The following is a 20,373-nucleotide window of genomic DNA, read 5'->3' as shown; positions in this document are numbered from 1 at the left end:
AATATTTAATTATAACTAATAACAATTTATTTATAGAGGAAGAGAAAACAAAAGAACGTTGGGGGACGTTCTTTTGTTAAATAAGAGAGAAGACAAGAGACTTTTAGAAAGTAAAGGCTGGATGATATGTGCCTTGGTAAGGTTCATGTTCCACGAACACTTGAATATCATTACCAGCATTATCTTTACCCATTCGAGTATACGTAAATCGATCATTGTTTAGTTCCGTTAATTCTAGCGCCGCGCCGTAACGATTCGTACCAATAGATACATGGGCCCGAATCTTGTTATTGTCCACCACTTGGAAGTACCCAAAGTCGCCGCGGGTTTCACCTGTTTGTAAATTGAAAAATTCATATTTACTTGTGTTTGGATCAAATTTCGCTAAACTAATGAAATTTTGATTGGCCGCTGTCACATCATTACCGTTTTTATCTACGACTTTTGTGCCATTCCACAAGGTTGTTCCTAAAATTTTATCCCCTGACTTATTTGTCACAATTTTGCCAGTTTGATTGGTTAATGCTTCACGTCCATTTGTAAAAGCTAATTTTTTCCCATGATAAGGGATGTGTTCCACGTAAACTTCAACATCATTCCCCAGTTTATCTTTCCCTAAACGCTTGTAAGTAAATTTGTCTTTACTCACTTCGGTTAAATCCACTACGGCTTGATAATTTTGTGTCCGCGAAATTAAAATTCGTTTTGTGCCATCACCTGTCACAAAAAATGTTCCTTCGTCACCACGGGTTTCCCCAGTATTTTTGTCGAAAAACTCGTAAAAACCGGTTTCACCATCATATTTTGCTAAACCAATAAAATTAGCATTTTCTGCCGTTAAATCATTACCAGCAGCATCATAAACACGGGTTCCTTGCCAGTCCGTGCCAGATAAAATCTTAGTCGCCTTGTCGCCTCTTGTTTGGCCATTGTTTTGATGTTTGCCTAAATTTGCTGTAGCACTATTTGGATTGGCTGCATGATCTGCAAATGCTGGACTTGCATAACCTGCTATAAGTAACGTACTTAATGTTACTAAAGTAATCGAACTTAATACTTTCTTTTTCATAAAGCATCGCTCCTTTTCTTTGATAAACCTATCTTAACAAACGATTCTAAACTACCACTGTCAGAAAAATGAACAATTTATAAACGATTAAAAACAACTATAAACTATTTTTTTGTTAAAAATGAAGCGGTCAAAAGAATCCTTTACTTCCTTTTGACCGCTTCATCCACTCGTGATTGACTAATTAGAACGTGAAGTCTGGCGTAAAGTCTCCTTCATATGGTTCATGTTCTACAAAGACTTTAATTTCTTTGCCATTGTTGTCTTTACCCATTCGTGTATACGTAAAACGTTTATCATTTAATTCTGTTAATTCTAATGCAGCTCCATATTTATTGTCACCAATTGAAACGTGAGCACGGATTTTGTTATTATCAATTACTTGGAAGTAACCAAAATCTCCACGTGTTTTACCCGTTTCTAAATCAAAGAATTCATATTTACTTGTTTTATTATCAAATTTCGCTAAACTAATAAACATTTTATTTGCTTCAGTAACATCGTTACCGTCTTCATCTAAAACTTTCGTGCCATTCCATAATGTAGCCCCTAAAATGTCATCCCCAGGTTCACTGGTAACAATCTTGCCAGTTTCTGTTTCTAAATCTTTACGGCCATTCGTAAAGGTTAATTTCTCGTCAGAATAAGGGATATGTTCTACAAAGACTTCTACATCTTTCCCGTCTTTATCTTTACCCATTCGCTTATAGGTAAATTTATCTTTCGTCACTTCCGTTAAATCGACCACCGCTTGATAGTTTTGTGTATCCGAAATTAAGATACGCTTTTCGCCATCGTCTGTCACAAAGAATGTGCCTTCATCGCCACGGGTTTCACCTGTTTCTTTGTCGAAAAATTCATAAAAACCTGTTTCACCATCATATTTTGCTAAACCAATAAAATTAGCATTTTCTGCTGTTAAATCATTATTATTTTTGTCGTAAACTTTTGTGCCTTGCCAATCAGTACTGGATAAAATTTCTGTTAATTCTTGTCCTTTTGATTGCTCCTTAGCTGCTTCTGCTGAACTAGAGACTGCAGTGCTTGAGCTAGCTGCACTTGATTTATCTGTTGCAGAGTTGGCTCCGCCAGCACAGCCTGCAATCAACAACGTACTAAAGGTTAATAAGGTAAGCGCACTAAAAACTTTTTTCTTTTTCATGGTTGGTAATCCCCTTTTTCTTTTTGATATATTTAGAATAGCAAAGCCTTATAAACTCCTACTTGCCGAAAAATGAACAAATTATAAACAAATGAAAAAAAGTTAATAACAATACTAGCTTTTTTTTGTTCACTTGTAATACACTATAAGTAAGAAATAGATTAAAACCACTAGGAGGGACGCTTTTGACCATTAAACGCCGCTTTTTTATTTCTTATATTAGTGCCATCATTATTACTTTAGCCTCTGTTTTAGCTGTTTTATCCTTAGCTTCTTACATCACATTAGGAACTGTCCCCAGTTTGCCCCAAGCTTACCGAATGATGAATAAGCAACGACCATTGACCGCTAACGAAGAAGAAAGTTATTTGGCCTTAGATCAACTGCTAAAAAAATCACCGAAATTACTAGATACACCTTTGAGTAAAGAATTAAAGGAAACGATTCAAACAATTGAAGCAAAAGGATTAAGTGTGATTATTCGAAAGAATGCACGGTTTCCTTATTATTCGGATAATTTAGTAGAAAAATCTTTGTCTGTACATATTCCAAACTACGAAATGAATAATATTATGCCAACTGGCACACTGGATAATGCAGGGCGTCTATATCATTATGTCAAATCCGATTTTCATTATTTAGATGGTTCTAACGGGAGCTTTATTGTCTTGAAACGCGAAAGCAGCCTTTTTGAATTCTTCACACGCTGGATTATCTGGATGATTTTGTTAATTATCCTTGTAGCAATTGCGGCAGCTTGGCTCATTAATAAGCGCTTAACCAAAACCACTATCGAGCCATTAGAAGCATTAGAAAAAGCGACTAAAACATTGGGTAAGGATGCCCAAAAAGAAAATCCATTTACACCAACTAGCCACCAAACCGTCTCAACAGAAGTCAAACAGCTCCAACTTAGTTTTGAACAAATGTGGCAAGATTTAGAAGAAGCCAATGCGGAACGCGAAAAATATGAAGCTAATCGGAAAGAATTAATTGCAAATATTTCTCATGACTTAAAAACACCAATTACTTCTATTATTGGTTACGTTGAAGGTTTGATGGATGGCGTTGCCAATACTGAAGAAAAAAAACAGCGCTATTTAACGGTCATTCATGAAAAAAGTTTAGGCCTCAATGATTTAATTGAAGAATTATTTTTGTATTCTAAATTAGACCTAGATCGTGCTGTCTTTACAATGGAAAAGACCAATTTCACTCGTTTTATTGCACATATTCTTGAAGAATACCGTTTGGAACAAGAACTCGTGATCACTTCTGTACTTCCCACCGAAGCTTTATACGTTCAAATGGATCCCACGCAGATGAATCGCGTGATTACCAATCTAATTCAAAATAGCATTAAATTTGCGGATCCCACTAAAGAACAACTAGCCTTTACGATTTCTTTAACGCATAATCAAACAGACTTAGTTTTAACCATTACAGATAACGGCATTGGTATCGATAAAAAAGAATTACCTTATTTATTCGAACGCTTCTATCGTGTAGACAAATCTCGAACCCCAACAGTTAAAGGAAGCGGCTTGGGATTAAGTATTGTCAAACAAATTATTGACTATCATCAGGGAACAATCACTGTCACAAGTAAAAAAGGAGACGGCACCAACGTGATAATTACGCTGCCGTTGTTGGAGGATGAAAAATGAAACCACATGTATTAATTATTGAAGATGATCCAAGCATTGCTGATTTGCAAAAAGATTATTTAGAAATTAACGATATGACTGTCACAATTGAACATGATGGAAAAAAAGGATTGGAAGCAGCTTTAAATGAGCCCTTTGATTTAATTATTTTAGATGTGATGCTGCCAACTATGGATGGTTTTGAAATCTGTCGTGCAATTCGGAAAAAAAAGCAAACGCCGATCATGATTGTTTCGGCTAAAAAAGAAGATATTGATAAAATTCGTGGGCTTGGCTTAGGTGCGGATGATTATATAATCAAGCCGTTTAGTCCCAATGAATTAGTCGCTCGAGCAAAAGCCCATATGAACCGTTATCAATTGTTAAGCAACGCAGAACAACCACCACAATTACTAAAAATCAATGAAATCGCTGTCGACACTGCCGCCCACAAAGTGTTTGTTTTAGAAAATGAAGTTATTTTTACAAGCAAAGAATACAAATTGTTGGTTTTCTTGATGGAACATCCTAACCGTGTGTGGAATAAAGAAGAACTTTTTGAAAGTGTCTGGGGGTTTGATGCCTTAGATACTGAGGTTTCGACTGTCGTTGTTCACATTAAACGGATTCGGGAAAAATTAAAAAAAGCCAATCTTTCTGACTCTCCAATTGAAACACTCTGGGGTAGTGGCTACCGCTTCAATCGATAAAGAGAGCAAAAATAAGTCGGAGCCTATTTCTAGGCTCCAACTTATTTTTTATTAATTTACACGAGAAAATTTTTGATAAAGTTGGTTAAAAACAATCATAAATTGTTCAATTTCTGCCATTGTATTGCTTTCATCTAAACTAATGCGCACAGCGGAAGTCGCCAATTCCCCAGGCACATGCATGGCATACAAGGTGCTACTAGCCATTTTTTTTCGGCTAGAACAAGCACTCGTAGTCGAAATATAAATCTGTTTTTCTTCCAATGCATGGACTAGCACTTCGCCGCGAATCCCTTTCAAAGCAAAACATAAAATGTGTGGCGCAAAATGTTCATTATCTTGTGAAAAAACAGTCACATTTTGAAATTCTTCTAGCGCCTTTAATAAATAACTCCGTAATGTCGCCACATGTTGCGGCCGTTGTTGTTCGTTCTCTAAATGCAAGCGTAACGCTTTGGCCATTGCCACAATTGCTGGTACGTTTTCTGTCCCACTGCGTTGGTTGTTTTCTTGCCCGCCTCCTGTTAAAAGCGGCGCTAAACGTTTTCCTTGTTTCCAATACATAAAACCAATGCCTCGTGGTCCATGAAATTTATGTGCAGAAAACGTTGCAAAATCCACCCGATCCGTTAACCACTCTGAGTAATTAACTTTCCCAATTGCTTGAACCGCGTCTACATGAAAATGAATTTTAGGAAACTCCGCTAAAACCTCGCTGATTTCTTTAATTGGTTGAATCGTTCCCACTTCATTGTTCACTGCCATAACAGAAACCAAAATCGTTTCTTTTCTAATTAATTTCTGTAGTTCCTCGACTTTTACACGACCTTCTTTATCCACTGGCGCATAAGAAAGTTCAAAACCTAGTTCGACTAATTGTTCCGCTGTTTCTGTAACTGCTGGATGTTCCACTGCAGAAATAATAATATGATTACCAAATTCTCGTTTTTCGATAGCCGTTCCTTTTAAAACCCAGTTATCTCCTTCAGTTCCGCCACTTGTAAAATAGATTTCATTTGCTGAAACATTGATTAGCTCCGCAATCTGCTTCCGTGCTTGTTGTAAGAGCCGATTCGCTTGGTTGCCTAAGTCATGCAGACTAGACGGATTGCCAATAATCCGCTGACTGGTTTTTACATATGTATCTAAAGCCTGGGGGTAAATCGGTGTAGTTGCACTATTATCAAAATAAATCATTTGTCACCCTTCTTTTTTAAAATTCTTTCCCATTATATACTTTCTAAAGTATCACTTCAAGTCACCACCACGCCATAAAAACAGAGGCTTGTCTGTCGACAAACCTCTGTTTAGTGATTGTTTAATTAAATTGCTGTTAAATTAGGGTTATTGATATTTTTAAAATAAAAATCTTCGATTCGTTTGAACGCCCCTGGCTCAACAGCTTCCAATGCCGTTCCAATTTCATCTAATGCATCTTGATAACGGAATTCTGTCGAGAATAAATACATGCTTTTATCTAAAGCCGCTCGGATGTTCTCGTGAGTATGACGATAGCGGTTTGCATATTGCATCATTTGTTCTGTCAGAGCTGCTGCATTGACTAAATCTTTTGTTTTCTTATCTAATAACTCTAAATCATCTTCGCATAAGTCACACAAACGATTGATTTCATCCATATTAATGCGCATTTTATTTAAGGCTCGGCTTAAATCTTCAATTCGATCCGTTGCCACATAGAAAAATTCTAAGTAATCAGCAGACAAACCTGGTAATCGTTGCTTTTCAACATACCGTTTGATACTCCGTAAACGGAATTCGTATTCGTCGACTTTTTCTTGGGCGACTTTTTCGCCTTTTCTTAGTTCTTTCAATGAAGCATCAATTTCTAATTGTTGATTTTCAATATCATCTAAAATCTTATAGCATTCTTTATAGAACGCTTGAATTTCAGAGTAAGGAACGGTATGTTCTTTCATTCGAGGTTCTAAGTCTTTTTGACGGCGGATAATTTCTTCAATTTCCGTTTGGAAACCACGACTACGTCCTAACTCGTTGTTGTTTAAGGTGTAGCTTTGTGATACATGGTCCAATTCAATCATTAATTGACGGTTATTTTTTAAGGAATGAGAAATATAATCGTCAATAATTTTTTGATTGGTTACGACATATTTCTTCGCTTCAATTTCACGTTCCATCACTTCATATAATGCATCAATCGCCGTTGCTGTGTCGCGATTTGCGACCTCTACTGCAGCAATCTCTGTTTTCTCTAAATCAGCCATTGAATTCTCGACACGTTTTTTCGCATGTTGAATTTCTTCAGCAAAGTTTTGTTCAGGGAACACATAATCGTCAGCTAATAATTGGTTGTAGCCTTCTTCGATTTCTTTTAATTGATCTGGGAAAGTTTCATTTAATTCTTCATACATTGGTGGAATCCGTTTCATTAAGTCTTCCAATTCATACGTATGACGTTCCGCATCTTCTAGGACTTCTCGAGCCTCGATTGGGTCCCCCGATGTATTTAGTGTGACAAATTGTGTGAATTCAATTTCGACGTTTCTTAATTGTTTTTGGATTTCGGAGTAAGCTGGACCAAAGCTAGCTTTATCATCTTTTAGTGATTTACTTAATTCTTCATAGACATCCAAAGCTTTTTGAACTTCTAATGAATTGCGCTCTTCACTTTCACGTAATTCTTTCAAGCCATTACGAATGACTTCCACTTCGGCTTCCATTTCGGTCATCGTTTCATTCGCTTCCACGACTGCTTTCTTCGCTTTCATGAAACGGAAAATTTCATTTTGATTTTCGACTTCATAAATTTGACTCTCTAGTTCGGCGAAAGAACGCGTCGATAGTTCTACCCAGCGTTGATTCCATTCACGGAAACTATTTTGACTCTGTCCAACTAGATGCATTTTTTTAATGTCATCGATTTCTTCAAAGACTGGCAAGTCAAACAGGGCTTCTTTACGAACTTCTAATTCATCTAATTGTTCTTGATTTTTTTTGCGCATAAAATAACCAATTAAGTATAGCACCGCAGCAATAATAACGATTACTAGTACTAAAATGATAATCCAATTATTCTTCATTTTGGCTCCTCCGATAATTTTTCTATAATAAAAGAAAGGTTGTTTGTTCTCTTCACACGGTTATCTATTGTTCCTGACCCTTGAAAAAGGGCATTCTTGCAGAAATACCTATAGAAAATTATAGCACAAACTGTATATTCATTCACTAGTTATAACAAACTTTTTTAAGAAAACCCGCGATCTTCTTACGAAGGGGTTGATTCACTGCTTTCATCGATCCGATTTTCACTAATTTTTTTACAAATATCACTTAGTTGTGTTAAGAAGGCATCCGCTTGACTTTGATCCATCCCAAAGTGTTCATCGCGCATAGCCCAAACTTCTAGCCCAGCTTCTTTGGCAGAGGCAATGCCTTTTTCTGAATCTTCAATGGCTATACATTCCTGTGGCGCAACAGCTAATTCTTGTAACGTGTGCAGATAAATATCCGGCGCCGGTTTACTTTCTTCGAAATCTTCCCCACTCACGACCGCATCAAAATAACTACTTAATTGCCCCACTGTCAAAACCTCTTCAATTGCGTCTTTTGTGGAAGAAGAAGCTAATCCGATTTTATAGCCTTGTCTTTTTAAAAATTGTAAAACACGTTTCGCATTTTCATCAAGCACAGCTAAATAATCTATCGGATGCGCTTTTTTATAGGCTATGTATTGTTCATTTAAAAAAGCAATATCTAGCTCTTTTTTGTTGACTTGTTCAATCTTTTGCCATAATGAACGCATATCCGCACCGACTAATTCTGGCAAGGTTAGGCCCTCAATGGTCAAATCAAATTCCGCTAAAAATGCTTTACGTCGCTCATAATAATAAGCTTCGCTATCTACTAGGACACCGTCCATATCAAAAATAATGGCAGTTTTGGATTCTGTCATACTATTTAACTCCTTCGTTACGACTCATATCTTTACAGTTTAACAAAATTTTAAGGAAAAATGAAGAACAAATATTTTCATGATTTCCTAACTTTCTGAAAATAAGTGGTTGCTTTTCTAAATGTTTTTCGGTATCCTTTTACTAATCTACAAATGAGAAAATAATTAAAAACAGGAGTGATAAACGTGAACGTAGTTAAATTCGGCGGTAGCTCGCTAGCATCAGCACCACAGTTACAGAAAGTCTTACAAATCGTCAAGGAAGAGCCGCGCCGAACGTTTGTCGTTGTATCCGCTCCTGGAAAGCGAACCCCGCAAGATATTAAAGTGACTGATTTATTGATTCAATACTATCAGCGCTACTTAAATAATGAGGAAATTGAATCGACAATCTCTGCCATCATTCGTCGTTATGAAGATCTTTTTGATGAATTACACTTGGATAAAGCAGTTTTAGCTGATATTGCTATTTCGATTCGCCAATTAGCCACTTTACCAAAAGAAAACAATGCTTTTCTATTTGACTATTTTTTAGCTAGCGGCGAGGACAATAATGCAAAAGTTGTTGCCAGTTTTTTCAATCAGAATGGCTTAGATGCTCGCTACATTAGTCCAAAAGAATTAGGTCTCCTAGTGACACCTGAGCCAGGCAATGCCCGCATTTTACCAAAAGCTTTAGAGAAAATTAGTGCCTATCGTGAGACTCAACAAATCTTGGTTATTCCAGGTTTCTTTGGTTATACAGAAGCCGGCGAAATTTGTACTTTTTCTCGTGGCGGTTCCGATATCACAGGGTCCATTGTTGCCGCAGGTGTTCAAGCAGATTTGTATGAAAACTTTACCGATGTGGACGGAATTTATGTCGCCCATCCTGGAATTATTGAACAGCCTCAAACGATTCAAGAATTGACCTACAGAGAAATGCGGGAGTTAGCTTATGCAGGATTTGCCGTCCTCCACGATGAAGCCTTAATGCCTGCCTATCGCGCAAATATTCCAGTCGTTATCAAAAATACTAACAACCCACATCATCCTGGCACCCTAATTACTACTTCTCGCAAAGTGAAGCATGCCCCTGTTGTAGGAATTGCTAGTGATCAAGGGTTCGCAAGTATTTACATTAGTAAGTATTTAATGAATAGAGAGTTAGGTTTTGGGCGACGGCTCTTAGAAGTACTAGAAAAATTAGCCTTGAGCTATGAGCATATGCCCTCAGGAATTGATGACATCACGATTGTTTTAAGAGAAGACCAGTTAACAACTGAAATTGAAAATCGACTGATGGCCCAACTCCAAGAAGTTTTAGCGCCTGATGAGTTACGCATCACGCATCACCTTTCTATGATTATGATTGTCGGGGAAGGCATGCGCCAACGAATTGGGGTTACTGCTGAAAGTACAATGGCGTTAGCCAAAGAAAAAATCAACTTAGAAATGATTAACCAAGGATCTTCGGAAGTAAGTATTATGTTTGGTATCAAAAAAGAACAAGAGGAAAAAGCCATCAAAGCTTTATATCGGACGTTCTTCCATGATTAATGAAAAAGACGAATGAGTTTTCTCATTCGTCTTTTTCATTGGTTTCAGTAATTTTCAATTGGCGCTGAATTTCCGCTTTAATTTTAGCTTCTGGCGCAAAATCTTGTTCCCAATTTTCAGGTTTTAATACTTTATTTGTTTCTGGATCATAATGTGGCTGCCCATCTGGAAATAATTTCCCCATATTGGCTTGATGAACGATTTCAATAATTTTTGTTGGATTGACGCCCATTAAGCAAAACGAACCATAAGTAAAATACAATAAATCAACTAGTGCATCCACTTCCTCCACTAAAGGATCAGATACTGGTTTGCCTTTCGCCAAGACTTTCTGCTCTGCTTTATCGACAGATTTTTTTAATCCGTTGACCAATTGTTGAAAAAGTACTTGGTCATTATCAGCAGCACTATATAAAAATTCTACAAGTTCTTCGACTTTAAACTCTGCTCGTCGACTGGCTAGCTCTGGCGAAAAAGCAGTTGGTTGCTCTGGTTGTTGTGGATTAAAAACCTCGTGGAATGCACAAGCCATTTCATAAGGGGATTGCTTTTCAGACATTCAGCTACCTTCTTTCTCAAAATAAATCTAATTGTTTTGGATTCAAATCATCGTAACTCAAATTCAAGACTTTTTGCATCTGTAGAGCGTTTTCTGCGGCATCGCCGCCAGAATTATTATTAAAAATTACGCCCACTTCTTTAGCTTCTTGCGACATTTTTAAAACAGCTTCGCTTAAATCAGCGATTTCCTGCGTATTATAATGATAAAGGGTTCTTTTTTTTCGCCACTCTGCATCATTGGCTAACCAGCCAGCCGCATTACGTCCGTGAAACCGGAAGAGCACGAGATTAGGATTCGTTACATAAGGATAAAAGGGCACTGGATTCGTAGGAATCTGCGGTTCATCTACAATCACAAGTGAAAATTGATTTTCTTTCATAAATTGCAACATTTGTTTTACAAAGTTTGGTTGATACCATGAATTATTTCGTAATTCAATGGCGATGGGTAGGTCTTTAAACCAGTGACGAATTTTTTGCAAGTAAGCGACATTTTCTTTCGTACAACCAAATGTTCCTGAAAATTGTACCAGAAAGGCAAATAATTTTTTACTTTCAATTAATGGGGCCATACTTTCTAAAAAGGCGGTGATCATTTCTTCTTCACTTGCATAATAGGTCTGCCACTCACCTTGACAACTGATTCCACTATAAACTTTCATGACAAAGCGAAAGTTTTCGGGAACTGCTTTGACCCATTCAGCTACTCGTTCTTTGGGAGGAATCCCGTAATACGCCGTGTCCATTTCAACTAGCGGTAAATGACTGGCATATTCATAAAGCGTGGACCGTTTTTTTCCAGTTAAATAGTCGTGTTCACTAAAAGATGTTAATCCTAAGCGAATCATGTCCTTCCTCCTCTGCGTAACTTTTTATTTTTCTAAACCGTCATCTCAACTTAGTTGGTCCAATCGATATTCGCTTCACAATAGGTTTGACCATCAATCCGAATCTCATGGCGCGTTTTCAACTGATTTTCTTGTTCGACAATTTCGTAATGACTTTCGACTTCTTGGCCATATTCTACTTCTTTATCAAATTTCACAAGAATTTTTTTCGGTTGATGCGTTGTTAAAAAGTCATACCCTAACACATCCAATAACCAATTAAAGTAAATCGCATTATTAACATGTTGATTGCCATCAATATCAAAAAAACGCACACGATAAGGTAAAAAGTTCCCCTCTGTGACCTTTTCAATTTTTTCATGGCGATAAATTTTAGTGATTTTTTCAGAATCAAAAGGTGCAATAATTTCTGGTAACACACTACTGATTTTCCGATTTTTTTGATCCATTAAGACAAAGGTTGATTTCACAAAGACACATTCATTGCCTTCTTCATCATGAACCCAAAAGTTACGATAACAAAAATATTTGTTATAACTCATAGCTTGCGTTGTAATTGCTACTTTTTCACCAACTTTTGGTAAGCGATGAATCTCTATTTCATAATTGGTGATGACCCAGCCTAGACCAAATTGAGCGACATAAGCCGCATCTCTTCCTAGTAATTCTGTTTGTTCTTCTGATACTTTAATGACAACCGCTAACAAAGCCGGTATCTTCATTGCACCAGTAAAATCGCCGTCATAGTAGGCAACTTCATAAGAGGATGTATGTTTTTTTCCCACGAAATAATCTCCTTTTTCCAATGGCTACTTTCGTGTCATTGTTTCTCCTTAAAAGTATACCACGTGATTTCTTCAATTGCGATTCCGAATGAAAAATTAACAAAACTTTGAAAAGCACTATTATTTATATTATTTAAAAACGTTCTTAATATTACTTAAAAAATATTGTTTTATTTTTAAAAATAACATTTCTTATTATTTGTATCCGAAAGATTATTATGTTATATTCCTATCTGTAAGCGCATACAAAATAATTTTTTAGGAGGTTTTTTTCGTGAAAAAGAGTTTATTAACAATCGTCCTGGCTTTTAGTTTTGTTTTAGGTGGCGCTGCATTGGCCCCTACTGTTTCGGAGGCTCATGGTTACGTAGCAAGTCCTGGAAGTCGTGCTTTCTTTGGTAGTTCTGCTGGTGGTAACTTAAATACAAATGTTGGTCGTGCACAATGGGAACCTCAAAGTATCGAAGCGCCCAAAAATACGTTTATTACTGGTAAATTAGCCAGTGCAGGTGTCTCAGGTTTTGAACCTTTGGATGAACAAACAGCTACTCGTTGGCACAAAACAAACATTACAACAGGTCCCCTTGACATCACTTGGAACTTAACTGCCCAACATAGAACTGCTTCTTGGGATTACTATATTACTAAAAATGGCTGGAATCCCAATCAACCATTAGACATTAAAAACTTCGACAAAATTGCTTCAATCGACGGCAAACAAGAAGTTCCTAATAAAGTTGTTAAACAAACAATTAATATTCCGACAGACCGCAAAGGTTATCATGTCATTTACGCTGTCTGGGGCATTGGTGATACGGTGAACGCCTTTTACCAAGCGATTGATGTGAACATTCAGTAAAAATACTCACATCTTAAACTAAATTAAAGGAGTTCTCAAAAAATGAAGCTAAAAAAAATAATTCCTGCTTTTCTCCTTCTTTCAACCGTTGCAGTTGGCTTGTGGTTAACGCCTACTCAAGCTTCTGCAGATGCTGCGGATACGATGGTAGATATCTCTGGCAAAAAAGTGTTGGTTGGATATTGGCATAACTGGGCCTCAAAAGGACGCGATGGTTACAAACAAGGAACATCAGCATCACTAAACCTTTCAGAAGTAAATCAAGCCTACAATGTCGTACCGGTTTCCTTCATGAAAAGCGATGGCACGACACGGATTCCTACGTTCAAGCCTTATAACCAAACGGACACTGCCTTCCGACAAGAAGTCGCACAATTAAATAGTCAAGGTCGCGCAGTTTTATTGGCACTTGGTGGAGCAGATGCACATATTCAATTAGTCAAAGGCGATGAACAAGCCTTTGCGAATGAAATCATTCGTCAAGTGGAAACATACGGCTTTGATGGTTTAGACATCGACTTAGAGCAATTGGCGATTACTGCTGGCGACAACCAAACCGTCATCCCTGCTACGTTGAAAATAGTCAAAGACCATTATCGAGCACAAGGAAAAAATTTCATCATTACGATGGCACCAGAATTCCCTTATTTAAAACCTGGTGCCGCTTATGAAACATACATTACTTCCCTAAATGGTTATTATGATTACATTGCCCCACAATTATATAACCAAGGCGGCGACGGTGTCTGGGTTGATGAAATTATGACTTGGGTTGCTCAAAGCAACGATGCTCTAAAATACGAGTTCCTCTATTATATGTCTGATTCATTAATCCATGGCACGCGCGGCTATCTACAGATACCAAACGATAAATTAGTCCTTGGTTTACCAGCAAATCGGGATGCTGCTGGTAGCGGCTATGTCGTTGAGGCTACCCCTGTAGCCAAAACTTTTGATCAGTTAGCAAAAGACGGTAATCCTATCCGTGGCTTAATGACTTGGTCTGCAAATTGGGACGTTGGTCAAGATGTCAACGGCAAGTCCTACAACAATGAATTTGCGACACGTTATAGTAACCTTGTAAAATAAAAGCTATTTTGAGACAGAACACCGCACTTGGTTCTGTCTCTTTTTAAATTTTACTCACCTGTCTTTCAATAATCCAAACAATGTTCTCTTGCTTTCTAACCAATTAATTTTAAACCAATCACAGAAACAATGATTAAAAAAATAAAAAATATCCGGCGTAGGTCTTTTGATTCACCTAAGAGCATTCCTAAAATAGCGCCTCCTGCTGTACCAATTCCTGTCCAAACCGCATAAGAAACGCCCATCGGCAATTGTCTCATCCCTAAATATAAGAATAAGAAACTACCACTAAACGCTAGAATTAAAATTAACAATGAACGTAAGTCTTTTTTTGTTGTAAATAATTTAATTGAACCTACGCCAAAGATTTCAAAACAGCCTGCAATAACTAAGTATAACCAACTCATCTTGTTTCCTCCTCTTTATTTCCAGTTACCATTTTTAAGCCAATTACACCTATTAATAACAGCAACAGAAAAAGAACTTTTCCTATGCCCAATGGTGTGTGGAATAAAAAATGATCTGTTACAATAGTTCCAGCACTACCTAAGCCGACAAATACAGCATAGGCTGTGCCGACTGGCAATTCCTCTCCTGCTTTAATCAGCGCATAAAAACTGATAAAGATTGCGATTACTGTCCCTAAAATCTCCCACCATGTTGTACTATGCTTCATGCCAATGACCCAAATCACTTCACAAAAAGCGCCAAAAATAACTTTTAACCAAGCTTTACTCATCTTGTTTTCCTTCCCTTCCAAACAAAAAAAGTGCCAACAAACAGTTCAGCTATGGCCTAAGAACTGTTCATTAACACTTTAGTCGCAAGCATCCGGCGATGTTTACGAAAGTTTATGTATTAAAATATCTCAGGTCATTATATTCTTATTTTTTTAAAAAATCAACTAAAAAACAATAGTTCGAATTCGAGACATTTCTTTTGCATTTTTAGGACTAATCATTTAAACTTACTTTTAGTAAGTTAATTAATTAAAAAATTATTTTTCTTTTAGGAGGATTTTTATTATGAATACACAAATTTTAGGTTTACACCACGTCACTGCCATGACTTCAAGTGCCGAAAAAATTTATCACTTTTTCACCGATATTTTAGGTCTACGTTTAATTAAGAAGACTGTCAACCAAGACGATATTGAAACATATCATTTATTTTTTGCTGATGATGCCGGCTCTCCCGGAACAGATATGACTTTCTTTGACTTCCCAGGCTTACCTAAAGGAACCAAAGGAACCAATACAATTTCTCGTACTTCCTTCCGTGTAAAAGATGATGCTGCTTTGGATTACTGGGTATCACGCTTTAATGAATATGCAATTGATCATGGAGAAATTCAAGAACGTTTTGGTAAAAAGTATTTAGAATTTGAAGACTTTGACAATCAACGTTACCAACTTATTTCTGATGAAAAGAACCAAGGTGTTGCAGCCGGCACGCCTTGGAAAAAATCTAACGTCCCTAGTGAACATGCTTTAATCGGCTTAGGTCCAGCCTTTGTAACTGTCGAAAATTACGAACATCTGCAACTAGTTTTAACTGAAGTTTTAGGGTTCAAATTGATTGATGCTGAAGGTAGTTTCCATTTATTTGAAGTTGGCGAAGGTGGGAATGGTGCCAGCATTATCGTAGAGCATCGAGAAGATTTGCCAGCGGCCCAAGAAGGCTACGGCAATGTCCATCACTTAGCCTTGCGCGTTGCCGATGAGGAAGCACTACGTTTCTGGATTGAAAAAATTAATCGTTTGGAATTTCCTAATTCTGGCTTTGTGGAACGTTTTTACTTTAAATCTGAATATTTCTTGGCAGCAACACATGTTTTATTTGAACTGGCAACCGATGGTCCTGGGTTTTTAGAGGATGAAACCTATGAACACGCTGGTGAAAAATTATCATTACCGCCATTTTTAGAACCAAAACGGGCAGGGATTGAAGAATTTGTGCGTCCTTTCGATACTTCAGATGCGAATGTTCAAAGAAATTAGTATTTTTTCTAGGAGGTTCCTATGATTCATTACAATAGTAACGAGTTATCTGCAAAAACAGCGTATAAATTTTTATCAGGAAGTATTATTCCTCGGCCAATCGCTTGGGTTACAACACAAGATACAGCTACAGGTGTCGTCAACGCTGCTCCCTTTAGTTTCTTTAATGCGGCGGCAGCTGAAATTCCTTTAGCAACGTTGTCCATTTTACGACCAGACGAAGAGCCTAAAGATACGGCACGAAACATCTTGGCTACTAAAGAACTTGTCATCCATTTCGTTAACGAAGACGTTCTTACTCAAATGAATCAGACTTCGGCGTCTTTAGCAGCAGAGATCAGTGAAATTGACACATTCGGTATTGAAACCATTGCCAGCCAGACTGTTGCTGTTCCAGCAATCAAAGCCGCGCCGATTCGGATGGAAGCTCGCTTACATCAATATGTACCTATTGCTAACCATGAAGGTCAAATTATTACGGATTTATTCATTGTAGAAATTACCGATTTCTATTTTGATTCAGCCGTTTTCGATGAAGAACATCAGTACATTTTACCTGAAAAACTCCAACCGATTGCTCGTTTAGCAGGCAATGATTATACAACATTGGGCGAAATCCGTGAAGTTCGCCGCCCAACGTAAAAAGAAGGCCCCGCCATGACGGCGGGGGCCTTCTTTTTCTGTTTTATGCTAATGCGCCCATTGGATCCCAAGGTGCCAAAACAGTTGGCGCTTGTTCCCAAGCTTTTTTCTGTTCATCAGTTAATAAATCTTTGTGCACAACGATTTGATAAGTGTACTCGTCCATCCACGCATCGCTCATAACGAAGAAGCCATTTTCACCGACTTTTTCGCCCCAGCTATTTTCCACTTTCCATTTTGTTGTTTGACCATCAACGATATCAACACCTGTTAAAACCATGGCGTGTGTCATTAAGCTTTCACCAAAGTCTAAACGTTCTGCTTTAGTCATCGTAAAATCAATATCAAAAAGATCGTTCATATCGTAAACGTCTAATGCCATAATTCCTGTGTCACGTGTTGAAGATTGTCCGACATCACAACCAAACCAAACAGATTCGCCTTGTTCCAATTGTGCAGCAGCTAATTTTTTGAAAGCAGCCATTTCTACATTTAAATATTTAACTTCTTTGCCGCCGACAACATTCCCTAACATTTCAACAGTGTATGTTTTGTTGAAGGGTTTATCTTCTGTAGGAGCATTAATAATACTTACATAATCATGTAAATTAACGCCAACGTATTTTTCAAAGAATGTTTGCGGTGTTAGATTTTGATCCAAATGATAATTTTTTTCTTCGTCACGGTATTCAAAATCAAAGGTTTCTGGCGGCGTTCCTAAAGAGATTGCTAAGAAATTATAAATTTCTTGTAACATTGCTTCTTTGTTTTTTTGGACTTCTTCAGCAGAAGCGCCTTTTTCAATTAAACTACGTAAAATTGTTGCATCTTTGCGTAATTTTTTATTTAAATAGTTGTTTAAATCACGTGAATTGGAGCTGTTGCTGCTTTCAGGCATTGCCGTTTTAGGCACTACGCCATATTTATCAAAAATTGAAACGATCATATCCCATTGCCCACCATCTTGTTGTGGTGTCGCTAATAAAAAGGCCACTTTACGACTAGTCAACGGTTGATCGGCTGTTGCAATAATATTTTCATAGAAATAGTTTGATTTTTCATATTTATCCCAGAAAAATGTATAGTTTTGTGATAATTCAAAATCTTTTAATTGAAACGCATTTAACATTCTATGTCTAAATGTATTTAATGCCGCAAACATCCAGCAGCGACCGCTTTGTTTTTGATTGGCCACTTTTCCAGTAGCTAAGTCGACTGAAAAGACGGGTACGTTATTCACGGCTCCTTGTACAGATTCACCTGAAGCGCTGATACCATTTTTTACTACACTACGTTGTAAGGCATTTTGTTTATTATTGTTCAAGAAATCTTGATGGAATTTCTCTGTTAATTTTGGTTCAATTGCTGTCATATTTTCATCGTCCTTTCATTTTACGTTCTTCTTCATTATATGCTTCTCTTTAAACAGAAACAACCATTTACTCTAAATTCCTTGCTTTCCAACTCTTTTTGTATTAGGATATATAATACAGATAACACAAATAAGACAGGAGTGATTCGATGCTTTTAGAAATAGATGAACAAAGCGAACAGCCCATCTATCAGCAACTCATTGATCAAATCATTGTAGGCATTGCCAAAGGTGAACTGGTTCCCAATGAAAGTTTGCCTTCTATCCGACAATTGGCGGACGAAATCGGGGTCAATATGATGACTGTTTCAAAAGCTTATAATAAGTTAAAGCAATCAGGTTATATTGTGACTGACCGTCGTAACGGCACCAAAATTGCCGCAAAGTTACCTGCTACCGCTGTTTGGCAACAGCAATTGCATGAGCGTTTAGAACTTCTGTTGGCTGAAAGTTTTTTACATCAGCAATCCGAAGCAGAAATCCAAGCACTTATTCAGAAAATTTATCAAAATTTTGATTCGAAAGGGCGTGCATTATAATGGCGGTATTCTTTTATTTCATCCTAGTTTCTGTCGCTTTTTTTATGGCATTTACTATGGGGATTTATGCAAATCCTCACAAAAATATTATTTTGGAAAACACTTTACCAGAAGATAAACTACAAGATCCCAGCGTTCAAGCAATCCGGAAACGTTATAAAAAACGCTTGGTTCAACTAGCAGCCGTTTTTAGTGTTCTTAGTTTACCTTTGTTATTTATTCCTTATGATTCGATTTTATTGTTCCTTTTTCTGTTACTTTTATTTAGTTTTATTGGCAGTGGCTACTATCTGCAAATCGTTTATATTCGCAAAATGGCCGCTTTAAAAATGCAAAACGGCTGGTTGCTACCTAAGCGTCCTCTCTTAATCGATACGCAATTAGTTTTAAATAAAAACCAGAAACTTATTTCATTTTGGTGGTTTTTACCTGCAATTATTCTTACTTTTGCTGGGGGCTTTTATTCCTTGCAAACGGCGATTGGTTCCTGGATTCTTTTCTTAATTACTGTTTTGATGTTAAGTTTGTTCATTGGCGGCTATTATTTTATTGCGCGCTTACCTGTCAAACCGCTAACTAGTGACTCAAAAATTAATCAGCAAATCAATGATTTATTTCGGCATCATTGGTCTGTTTTAATGGTTTTATCCTCCTTGGTTTTTGCACCGCTAACCATTTTACCAACTTTCACAATTGTAATTGATTATACGGTTGCGATGGCTCTTACTTTTTGTTATTTTATTCTTTTGTTTGTTTATGTAGGCTTTCTCTTCTACTACCTATTTTCAATGCGCAAAAAACAAGATCAATTCGTTTTACAGGCTGGCGATTATCGCTATGGGGATGATGATCAATATTGGCGGTATGGGATTTATATCAATCCAAAGGACCCCAAAATCATGGTTCCTGATCGCATTGGTATGAATTTATCCATTAACCTAGGACGGCCTGCTGGGAAAATTATTCTAGCCGCTACTGGCATTTTAACGATTGCGGTGCTGTTCTTTGCCACAGTGCCGATGTTTATAAATGATTTTTCTAGTCATGCCTTTCAAGCAACTATTGAAAATAAACAAATTGAGTTATCTGCCCCATTAGCAAAAACAAGGTCAATTCCTTTTAACCAAATCACTGCTGTTTCTTTGATTGATGACTTACCTCAAGAACGCATCCGCACAATGGGTGCTGCGACAGATAGTTACTTAACAGGAGAATTTAAAGTCGCTGGAAAACCTGCTTATTTACTAATTTATACAAAAAGTCATCCGATTCTGAAAATAGAAACGCGGGAAAAAGTTTATTATTATACTGCGCGTGAGGGTCAAGAAACGACTAAGATTTATCAGGAAATCAAAACAAAACTTCCATAACAAAAAAACAGAGCCTACTCATGATGGTAGGCCCTGTTTTTTGTTATTCGCTGACAACCTTAAATTTTGTATCTGCCAACGTGGTATTCAGTTCATCTTGGCTTACTTCACGATCTGCTGTCACAATGGCTGTTTGATCTGCCAAGTGAACCGCAACATTCGTTACGCCATCAATTCCACTAAATTTTTCAGTGACCGCTTGAACACAGCCATCACATTTCATCCCATCAATTTTTACTGTTTTTTCCATT

General features: G+C 37.2%; 21 protein-coding genes. 9 read left to right on the top strand and 12 right to left on the bottom strand.

All coding sequences use genetic code 11. The features are described 5' to 3' along the window. Positions 1-103: 103 nt before the first annotated feature. Together IGK27_RS01395 and IGK27_RS01390 are read right to left on the bottom strand one after the other, a co-directional pair. Positions 104-1,069 (bottom strand): DUF4822 domain-containing protein, encoded by a 966-nt coding sequence (locus IGK27_RS01395; protein ID WP_002387659.1) that lies wholly within the window; start codon positions 1,067-1,069, stop codon positions 104-106. A 184-nt stretch (positions 1,070-1,253) separates the two neighbouring features. Beyond that, on the bottom strand, positions 1,254-2,231 hold the full coding sequence (locus IGK27_RS01390; protein WP_002358366.1) for a DUF4822 domain-containing protein: 978 nt from the start codon (positions 2,229-2,231) through the stop codon (positions 1,254-1,256). 323 nt (positions 2,232-2,554) lie between these two features. On the opposite strand from IGK27_RS01390, the gene IGK27_RS01385 reads away from it, so the two are divergent. Then, on the top strand, positions 2,555-3,898 hold the full coding sequence (locus IGK27_RS01385) for a sensor histidine kinase (RefSeq protein ID WP_002385380.1): 1,344 nt from the start codon (positions 2,555-2,557) through the stop codon (positions 3,896-3,898). Continuing rightward, the gene (locus IGK27_RS01380) at positions 3,895-4,587 is read left to right on the top strand and encodes a response regulator transcription factor (RefSeq protein ID WP_002358364.1); all 693 of its coding nucleotides are present in this window, start codon (positions 3,895-3,897) and stop codon (positions 4,585-4,587) included. The genes IGK27_RS01385 and IGK27_RS01380 overlap by 4 nt, the downstream gene beginning before the upstream one ends. A gap of 51 nt (positions 4,588-4,638) precedes the next feature. Here the strand turns inward: IGK27_RS01380 and IGK27_RS01375 are convergent, their stop codons facing one another. The 3 genes from IGK27_RS01375 to IGK27_RS01365 all read right to left on the bottom strand — a co-directional run bounded on the left by IGK27_RS01375 (position 4,639) and on the right by IGK27_RS01365 (position 8,518). Further along, a complete protein-coding gene (locus IGK27_RS01375) occupies positions 4,639-5,784 on the bottom strand; it encodes a cysteine desulfurase family protein (RefSeq protein ID WP_002355234.1) in 1,146 nt (381 codons plus the stop codon). A 125-nt stretch (positions 5,785-5,909) separates the two neighbouring features. Further along, positions 5,910-7,646, bottom strand: a complete 1,737-nt coding sequence (gene ezrA / locus IGK27_RS01370; RefSeq protein WP_002355233.1) for a septation ring formation regulator EzrA — start codon at positions 7,644-7,646, stop codon at positions 5,910-5,912. A 185-nt stretch (positions 7,647-7,831) separates the two neighbouring features. Then, positions 7,832-8,518 carry an HAD family hydrolase gene (locus IGK27_RS01365; RefSeq protein WP_002355232.1) on the bottom strand — a complete coding sequence of 229 codons (687 nt, stop codon included), beginning with the start codon at positions 8,516-8,518 and terminating at the stop codon, positions 7,832-7,834. Positions 8,519-8,704: 186 nt separating this feature from the next. Between IGK27_RS01365 and IGK27_RS01360 the strand changes: the two genes are divergently transcribed. Beyond that, positions 8,705-10,057, top strand: a complete 1,353-nt coding sequence (locus tag IGK27_RS01360) for an aspartate kinase (RefSeq protein ID WP_002385384.1) — start codon at positions 8,705-8,707, stop codon at positions 10,055-10,057. Positions 10,058-10,079: 22 nt separating this feature from the next. Here the strand turns inward: IGK27_RS01360 and IGK27_RS01355 are convergent, their stop codons facing one another. From IGK27_RS01355 to IGK27_RS01345, 3 genes are read right to left on the bottom strand one after another with little or no spacing between them, the layout of a single operon-like run. Beyond that, positions 10,080-10,616, bottom strand: coding sequence for a haloacid dehalogenase (locus IGK27_RS01355; RefSeq protein WP_002355230.1), 537 nt, complete (start codon positions 10,614-10,616; stop codon positions 10,080-10,082). Between the two features lie 16 nt (positions 10,617-10,632). Further along, positions 10,633-11,466 carry a DUF72 domain-containing protein gene (locus IGK27_RS01350; RefSeq protein WP_002355228.1) on the bottom strand — a complete coding sequence of 278 codons (834 nt, stop codon included), beginning with the start codon at positions 11,464-11,466 and terminating at the stop codon, positions 10,633-10,635. Positions 11,467-11,516: 50 nt separating this feature from the next. Further along, entirely contained in the window at positions 11,517-12,251 is a 735-nt protein-coding gene (locus IGK27_RS01345; RefSeq protein ID WP_002355227.1) for an acyl-ACP thioesterase domain-containing protein, read from the bottom strand. Positions 12,252-12,525: 274 nt separating this feature from the next. Between IGK27_RS01345 and IGK27_RS01340 the strand changes: the two genes are divergently transcribed. Both IGK27_RS01340 and IGK27_RS01335 read left to right on the top strand, forming a co-directional pair. Next, the gene (locus IGK27_RS01340) at positions 12,526-13,110 is read left to right on the top strand and encodes a lytic polysaccharide monooxygenase (RefSeq protein WP_002355225.1); all 585 of its coding nucleotides are present in this window, start codon (positions 12,526-12,528) and stop codon (positions 13,108-13,110) included. Between the two features lie 42 nt (positions 13,111-13,152). Next, positions 13,153-14,199, top strand: coding sequence for a chitinase (locus tag IGK27_RS01335; RefSeq protein ID WP_002355224.1), 1,047 nt, complete (start codon positions 13,153-13,155; stop codon positions 14,197-14,199). 95 nt (positions 14,200-14,294) lie between these two features. Here the strand turns inward: IGK27_RS01335 and IGK27_RS01330 are convergent, their stop codons facing one another. Next, a complete protein-coding gene (locus tag IGK27_RS01330; protein WP_002355223.1) occupies positions 14,295-14,606 on the bottom strand; it encodes a DMT family transporter in 312 nt (103 codons plus the stop codon). Next, on the bottom strand, positions 14,603-14,959 hold the full coding sequence (locus IGK27_RS01325) for a DMT family transporter (RefSeq protein WP_002386054.1): 357 nt from the start codon (positions 14,957-14,959) through the stop codon (positions 14,603-14,605). The genes IGK27_RS01330 and IGK27_RS01325 overlap by 4 nt, the downstream gene beginning before the upstream one ends. Positions 14,960-15,224: 265 nt before the next feature. Here IGK27_RS01325 and IGK27_RS01320 point away from each other — a divergent pair, with 265 nt between their 5' ends. Beyond that, on the top strand, positions 15,225-16,199 hold the full coding sequence (locus tag IGK27_RS01320) for a ring-cleaving dioxygenase (RefSeq protein ID WP_002355221.1): 975 nt from the start codon (positions 15,225-15,227) through the stop codon (positions 16,197-16,199). 21 nt (positions 16,200-16,220) lie between these two features. Further along, positions 16,221-16,841 (top strand): flavin reductase family protein, encoded by a 621-nt coding sequence (locus IGK27_RS01315; RefSeq protein WP_002379044.1) that lies wholly within the window; start codon positions 16,221-16,223, stop codon positions 16,839-16,841. A gap of 43 nt (positions 16,842-16,884) precedes the next feature. On the opposite strand, the gene IGK27_RS01310 is transcribed toward IGK27_RS01315, so the two are convergent. Continuing rightward, positions 16,885-18,213, bottom strand: coding sequence for an aminopeptidase C (locus IGK27_RS01310; RefSeq protein ID WP_002358357.1), 1,329 nt, complete (start codon positions 18,211-18,213; stop codon positions 16,885-16,887). A gap of 149 nt (positions 18,214-18,362) precedes the next feature. On the opposite strand from IGK27_RS01310, the gene IGK27_RS01305 reads away from it, so the two are divergent. Together IGK27_RS01305 and IGK27_RS01300 are read left to right on the top strand one after the other, a co-directional pair. Next, positions 18,363-18,752, top strand: coding sequence for a GntR family transcriptional regulator (locus IGK27_RS01305; RefSeq protein WP_002358356.1), 390 nt, complete (start codon positions 18,363-18,365; stop codon positions 18,750-18,752). Then, on the top strand, positions 18,752-20,122 hold the full coding sequence (locus tag IGK27_RS01300) for a DUF5808 domain-containing protein (RefSeq protein ID WP_002370182.1): 1,371 nt from the start codon (positions 18,752-18,754) through the stop codon (positions 20,120-20,122). The genes IGK27_RS01305 and IGK27_RS01300 overlap by 1 nt, the downstream gene beginning before the upstream one ends. A gap of 43 nt (positions 20,123-20,165) precedes the next feature. On the opposite strand, the gene IGK27_RS01295 is transcribed toward IGK27_RS01300, so the two are convergent. Beyond that, on the bottom strand, positions 20,166-20,372 hold the full coding sequence (locus IGK27_RS01295; protein ID WP_002370181.1) for a heavy-metal-associated domain-containing protein: 207 nt from the start codon (positions 20,370-20,372) through the stop codon (positions 20,166-20,168). Between the last annotated feature and the right edge of the window lies 1 nt (position 20,373).

Origin of the sequence: Enterococcus sp. DIV0236, from assembly GCF_050558525.1 — a bacterium.
Taxonomy (GTDB): Bacteria; Bacillota; Bacilli; order Lactobacillales; family Enterococcaceae; genus Enterococcus; species Enterococcus faecalis.
Note: the sequence above shows the minus strand (reverse complement) of the source record. Positions and strands in the feature narration are given on the sequence as shown.

Excerpts from the sequence above, each read along its gene's own strand:
- IGK27_RS01395 (WP_002387659.1), bottom strand. The coding sequence starts at position 1,069 with ATGAAAAAGAAAGTATTAAGTTCGATTACTTTAGTAACATTAAGTACG.
- IGK27_RS01390 (WP_002358366.1), bottom strand. The coding sequence starts at position 2,231 with ATGAAAAAGAAAAAAGTTTTTAGTGCGCTTACCTTATTAACCTTTAGT.
- IGK27_RS01385 (WP_002385380.1), top strand. The coding sequence starts at position 2,555 with ATGAATAAGCAACGACCATTGACCGCTAACGAAGAAGAAAGTTATTTG.
- IGK27_RS01380 (WP_002358364.1), top strand. The coding sequence starts at position 3,895 with ATGAAACCACATGTATTAATTATTGAAGATGATCCAAGCATTGCTGAT.
- IGK27_RS01375 (WP_002355234.1), bottom strand. The coding sequence starts at position 5,784 with ATGATTTATTTTGATAATAGTGCAACTACACCGATTTACCCCCAGGCT.
- ezrA (WP_002355233.1), bottom strand. The coding sequence starts at position 7,646 with ATGAAGAATAATTGGATTATCATTTTAGTACTAGTAATCGTTATTATT.
- IGK27_RS01365 (WP_002355232.1), bottom strand. The coding sequence starts at position 8,518 with ATGACAGAATCCAAAACTGCCATTATTTTTGATATGGACGGTGTCCTA.
- IGK27_RS01355 (WP_002355230.1), bottom strand. The coding sequence starts at position 10,616 with ATGTCTGAAAAGCAATCCCCTTATGAAATGGCTTGTGCATTCCACGAG.
- IGK27_RS01350 (WP_002355228.1), bottom strand. The coding sequence starts at position 11,466 with ATGATTCGCTTAGGATTAACATCTTTTAGTGAACACGACTATTTAACT.
- IGK27_RS01335 (WP_002355224.1), top strand. The coding sequence starts at position 13,153 with ATGAAGCTAAAAAAAATAATTCCTGCTTTTCTCCTTCTTTCAACCGTT.
- IGK27_RS01330 (WP_002355223.1), bottom strand. The coding sequence starts at position 14,606 with ATGAGTTGGTTATACTTAGTTATTGCAGGCTGTTTTGAAATCTTTGGC.
- IGK27_RS01320 (WP_002355221.1), top strand. The coding sequence starts at position 15,225 with ATGAATACACAAATTTTAGGTTTACACCACGTCACTGCCATGACTTCA.
- IGK27_RS01315 (WP_002379044.1), top strand. The coding sequence starts at position 16,221 with ATGATTCATTACAATAGTAACGAGTTATCTGCAAAAACAGCGTATAAA.
- IGK27_RS01310 (WP_002358357.1), bottom strand. The coding sequence starts at position 18,213 with ATGACAGCAATTGAACCAAAATTAACAGAGAAATTCCATCAAGATTTC.
- IGK27_RS01305 (WP_002358356.1), top strand. The coding sequence starts at position 18,363 with ATGCTTTTAGAAATAGATGAACAAAGCGAACAGCCCATCTATCAGCAA.
- IGK27_RS01300 (WP_002370182.1), top strand. The coding sequence starts at position 18,752 with ATGGCGGTATTCTTTTATTTCATCCTAGTTTCTGTCGCTTTTTTTATG.
- IGK27_RS01295 (WP_002370181.1), bottom strand. The coding sequence starts at position 20,372 with ATGGAAAAAACAGTAAAAATTGATGGGATGAAATGTGATGGCTGTGTT.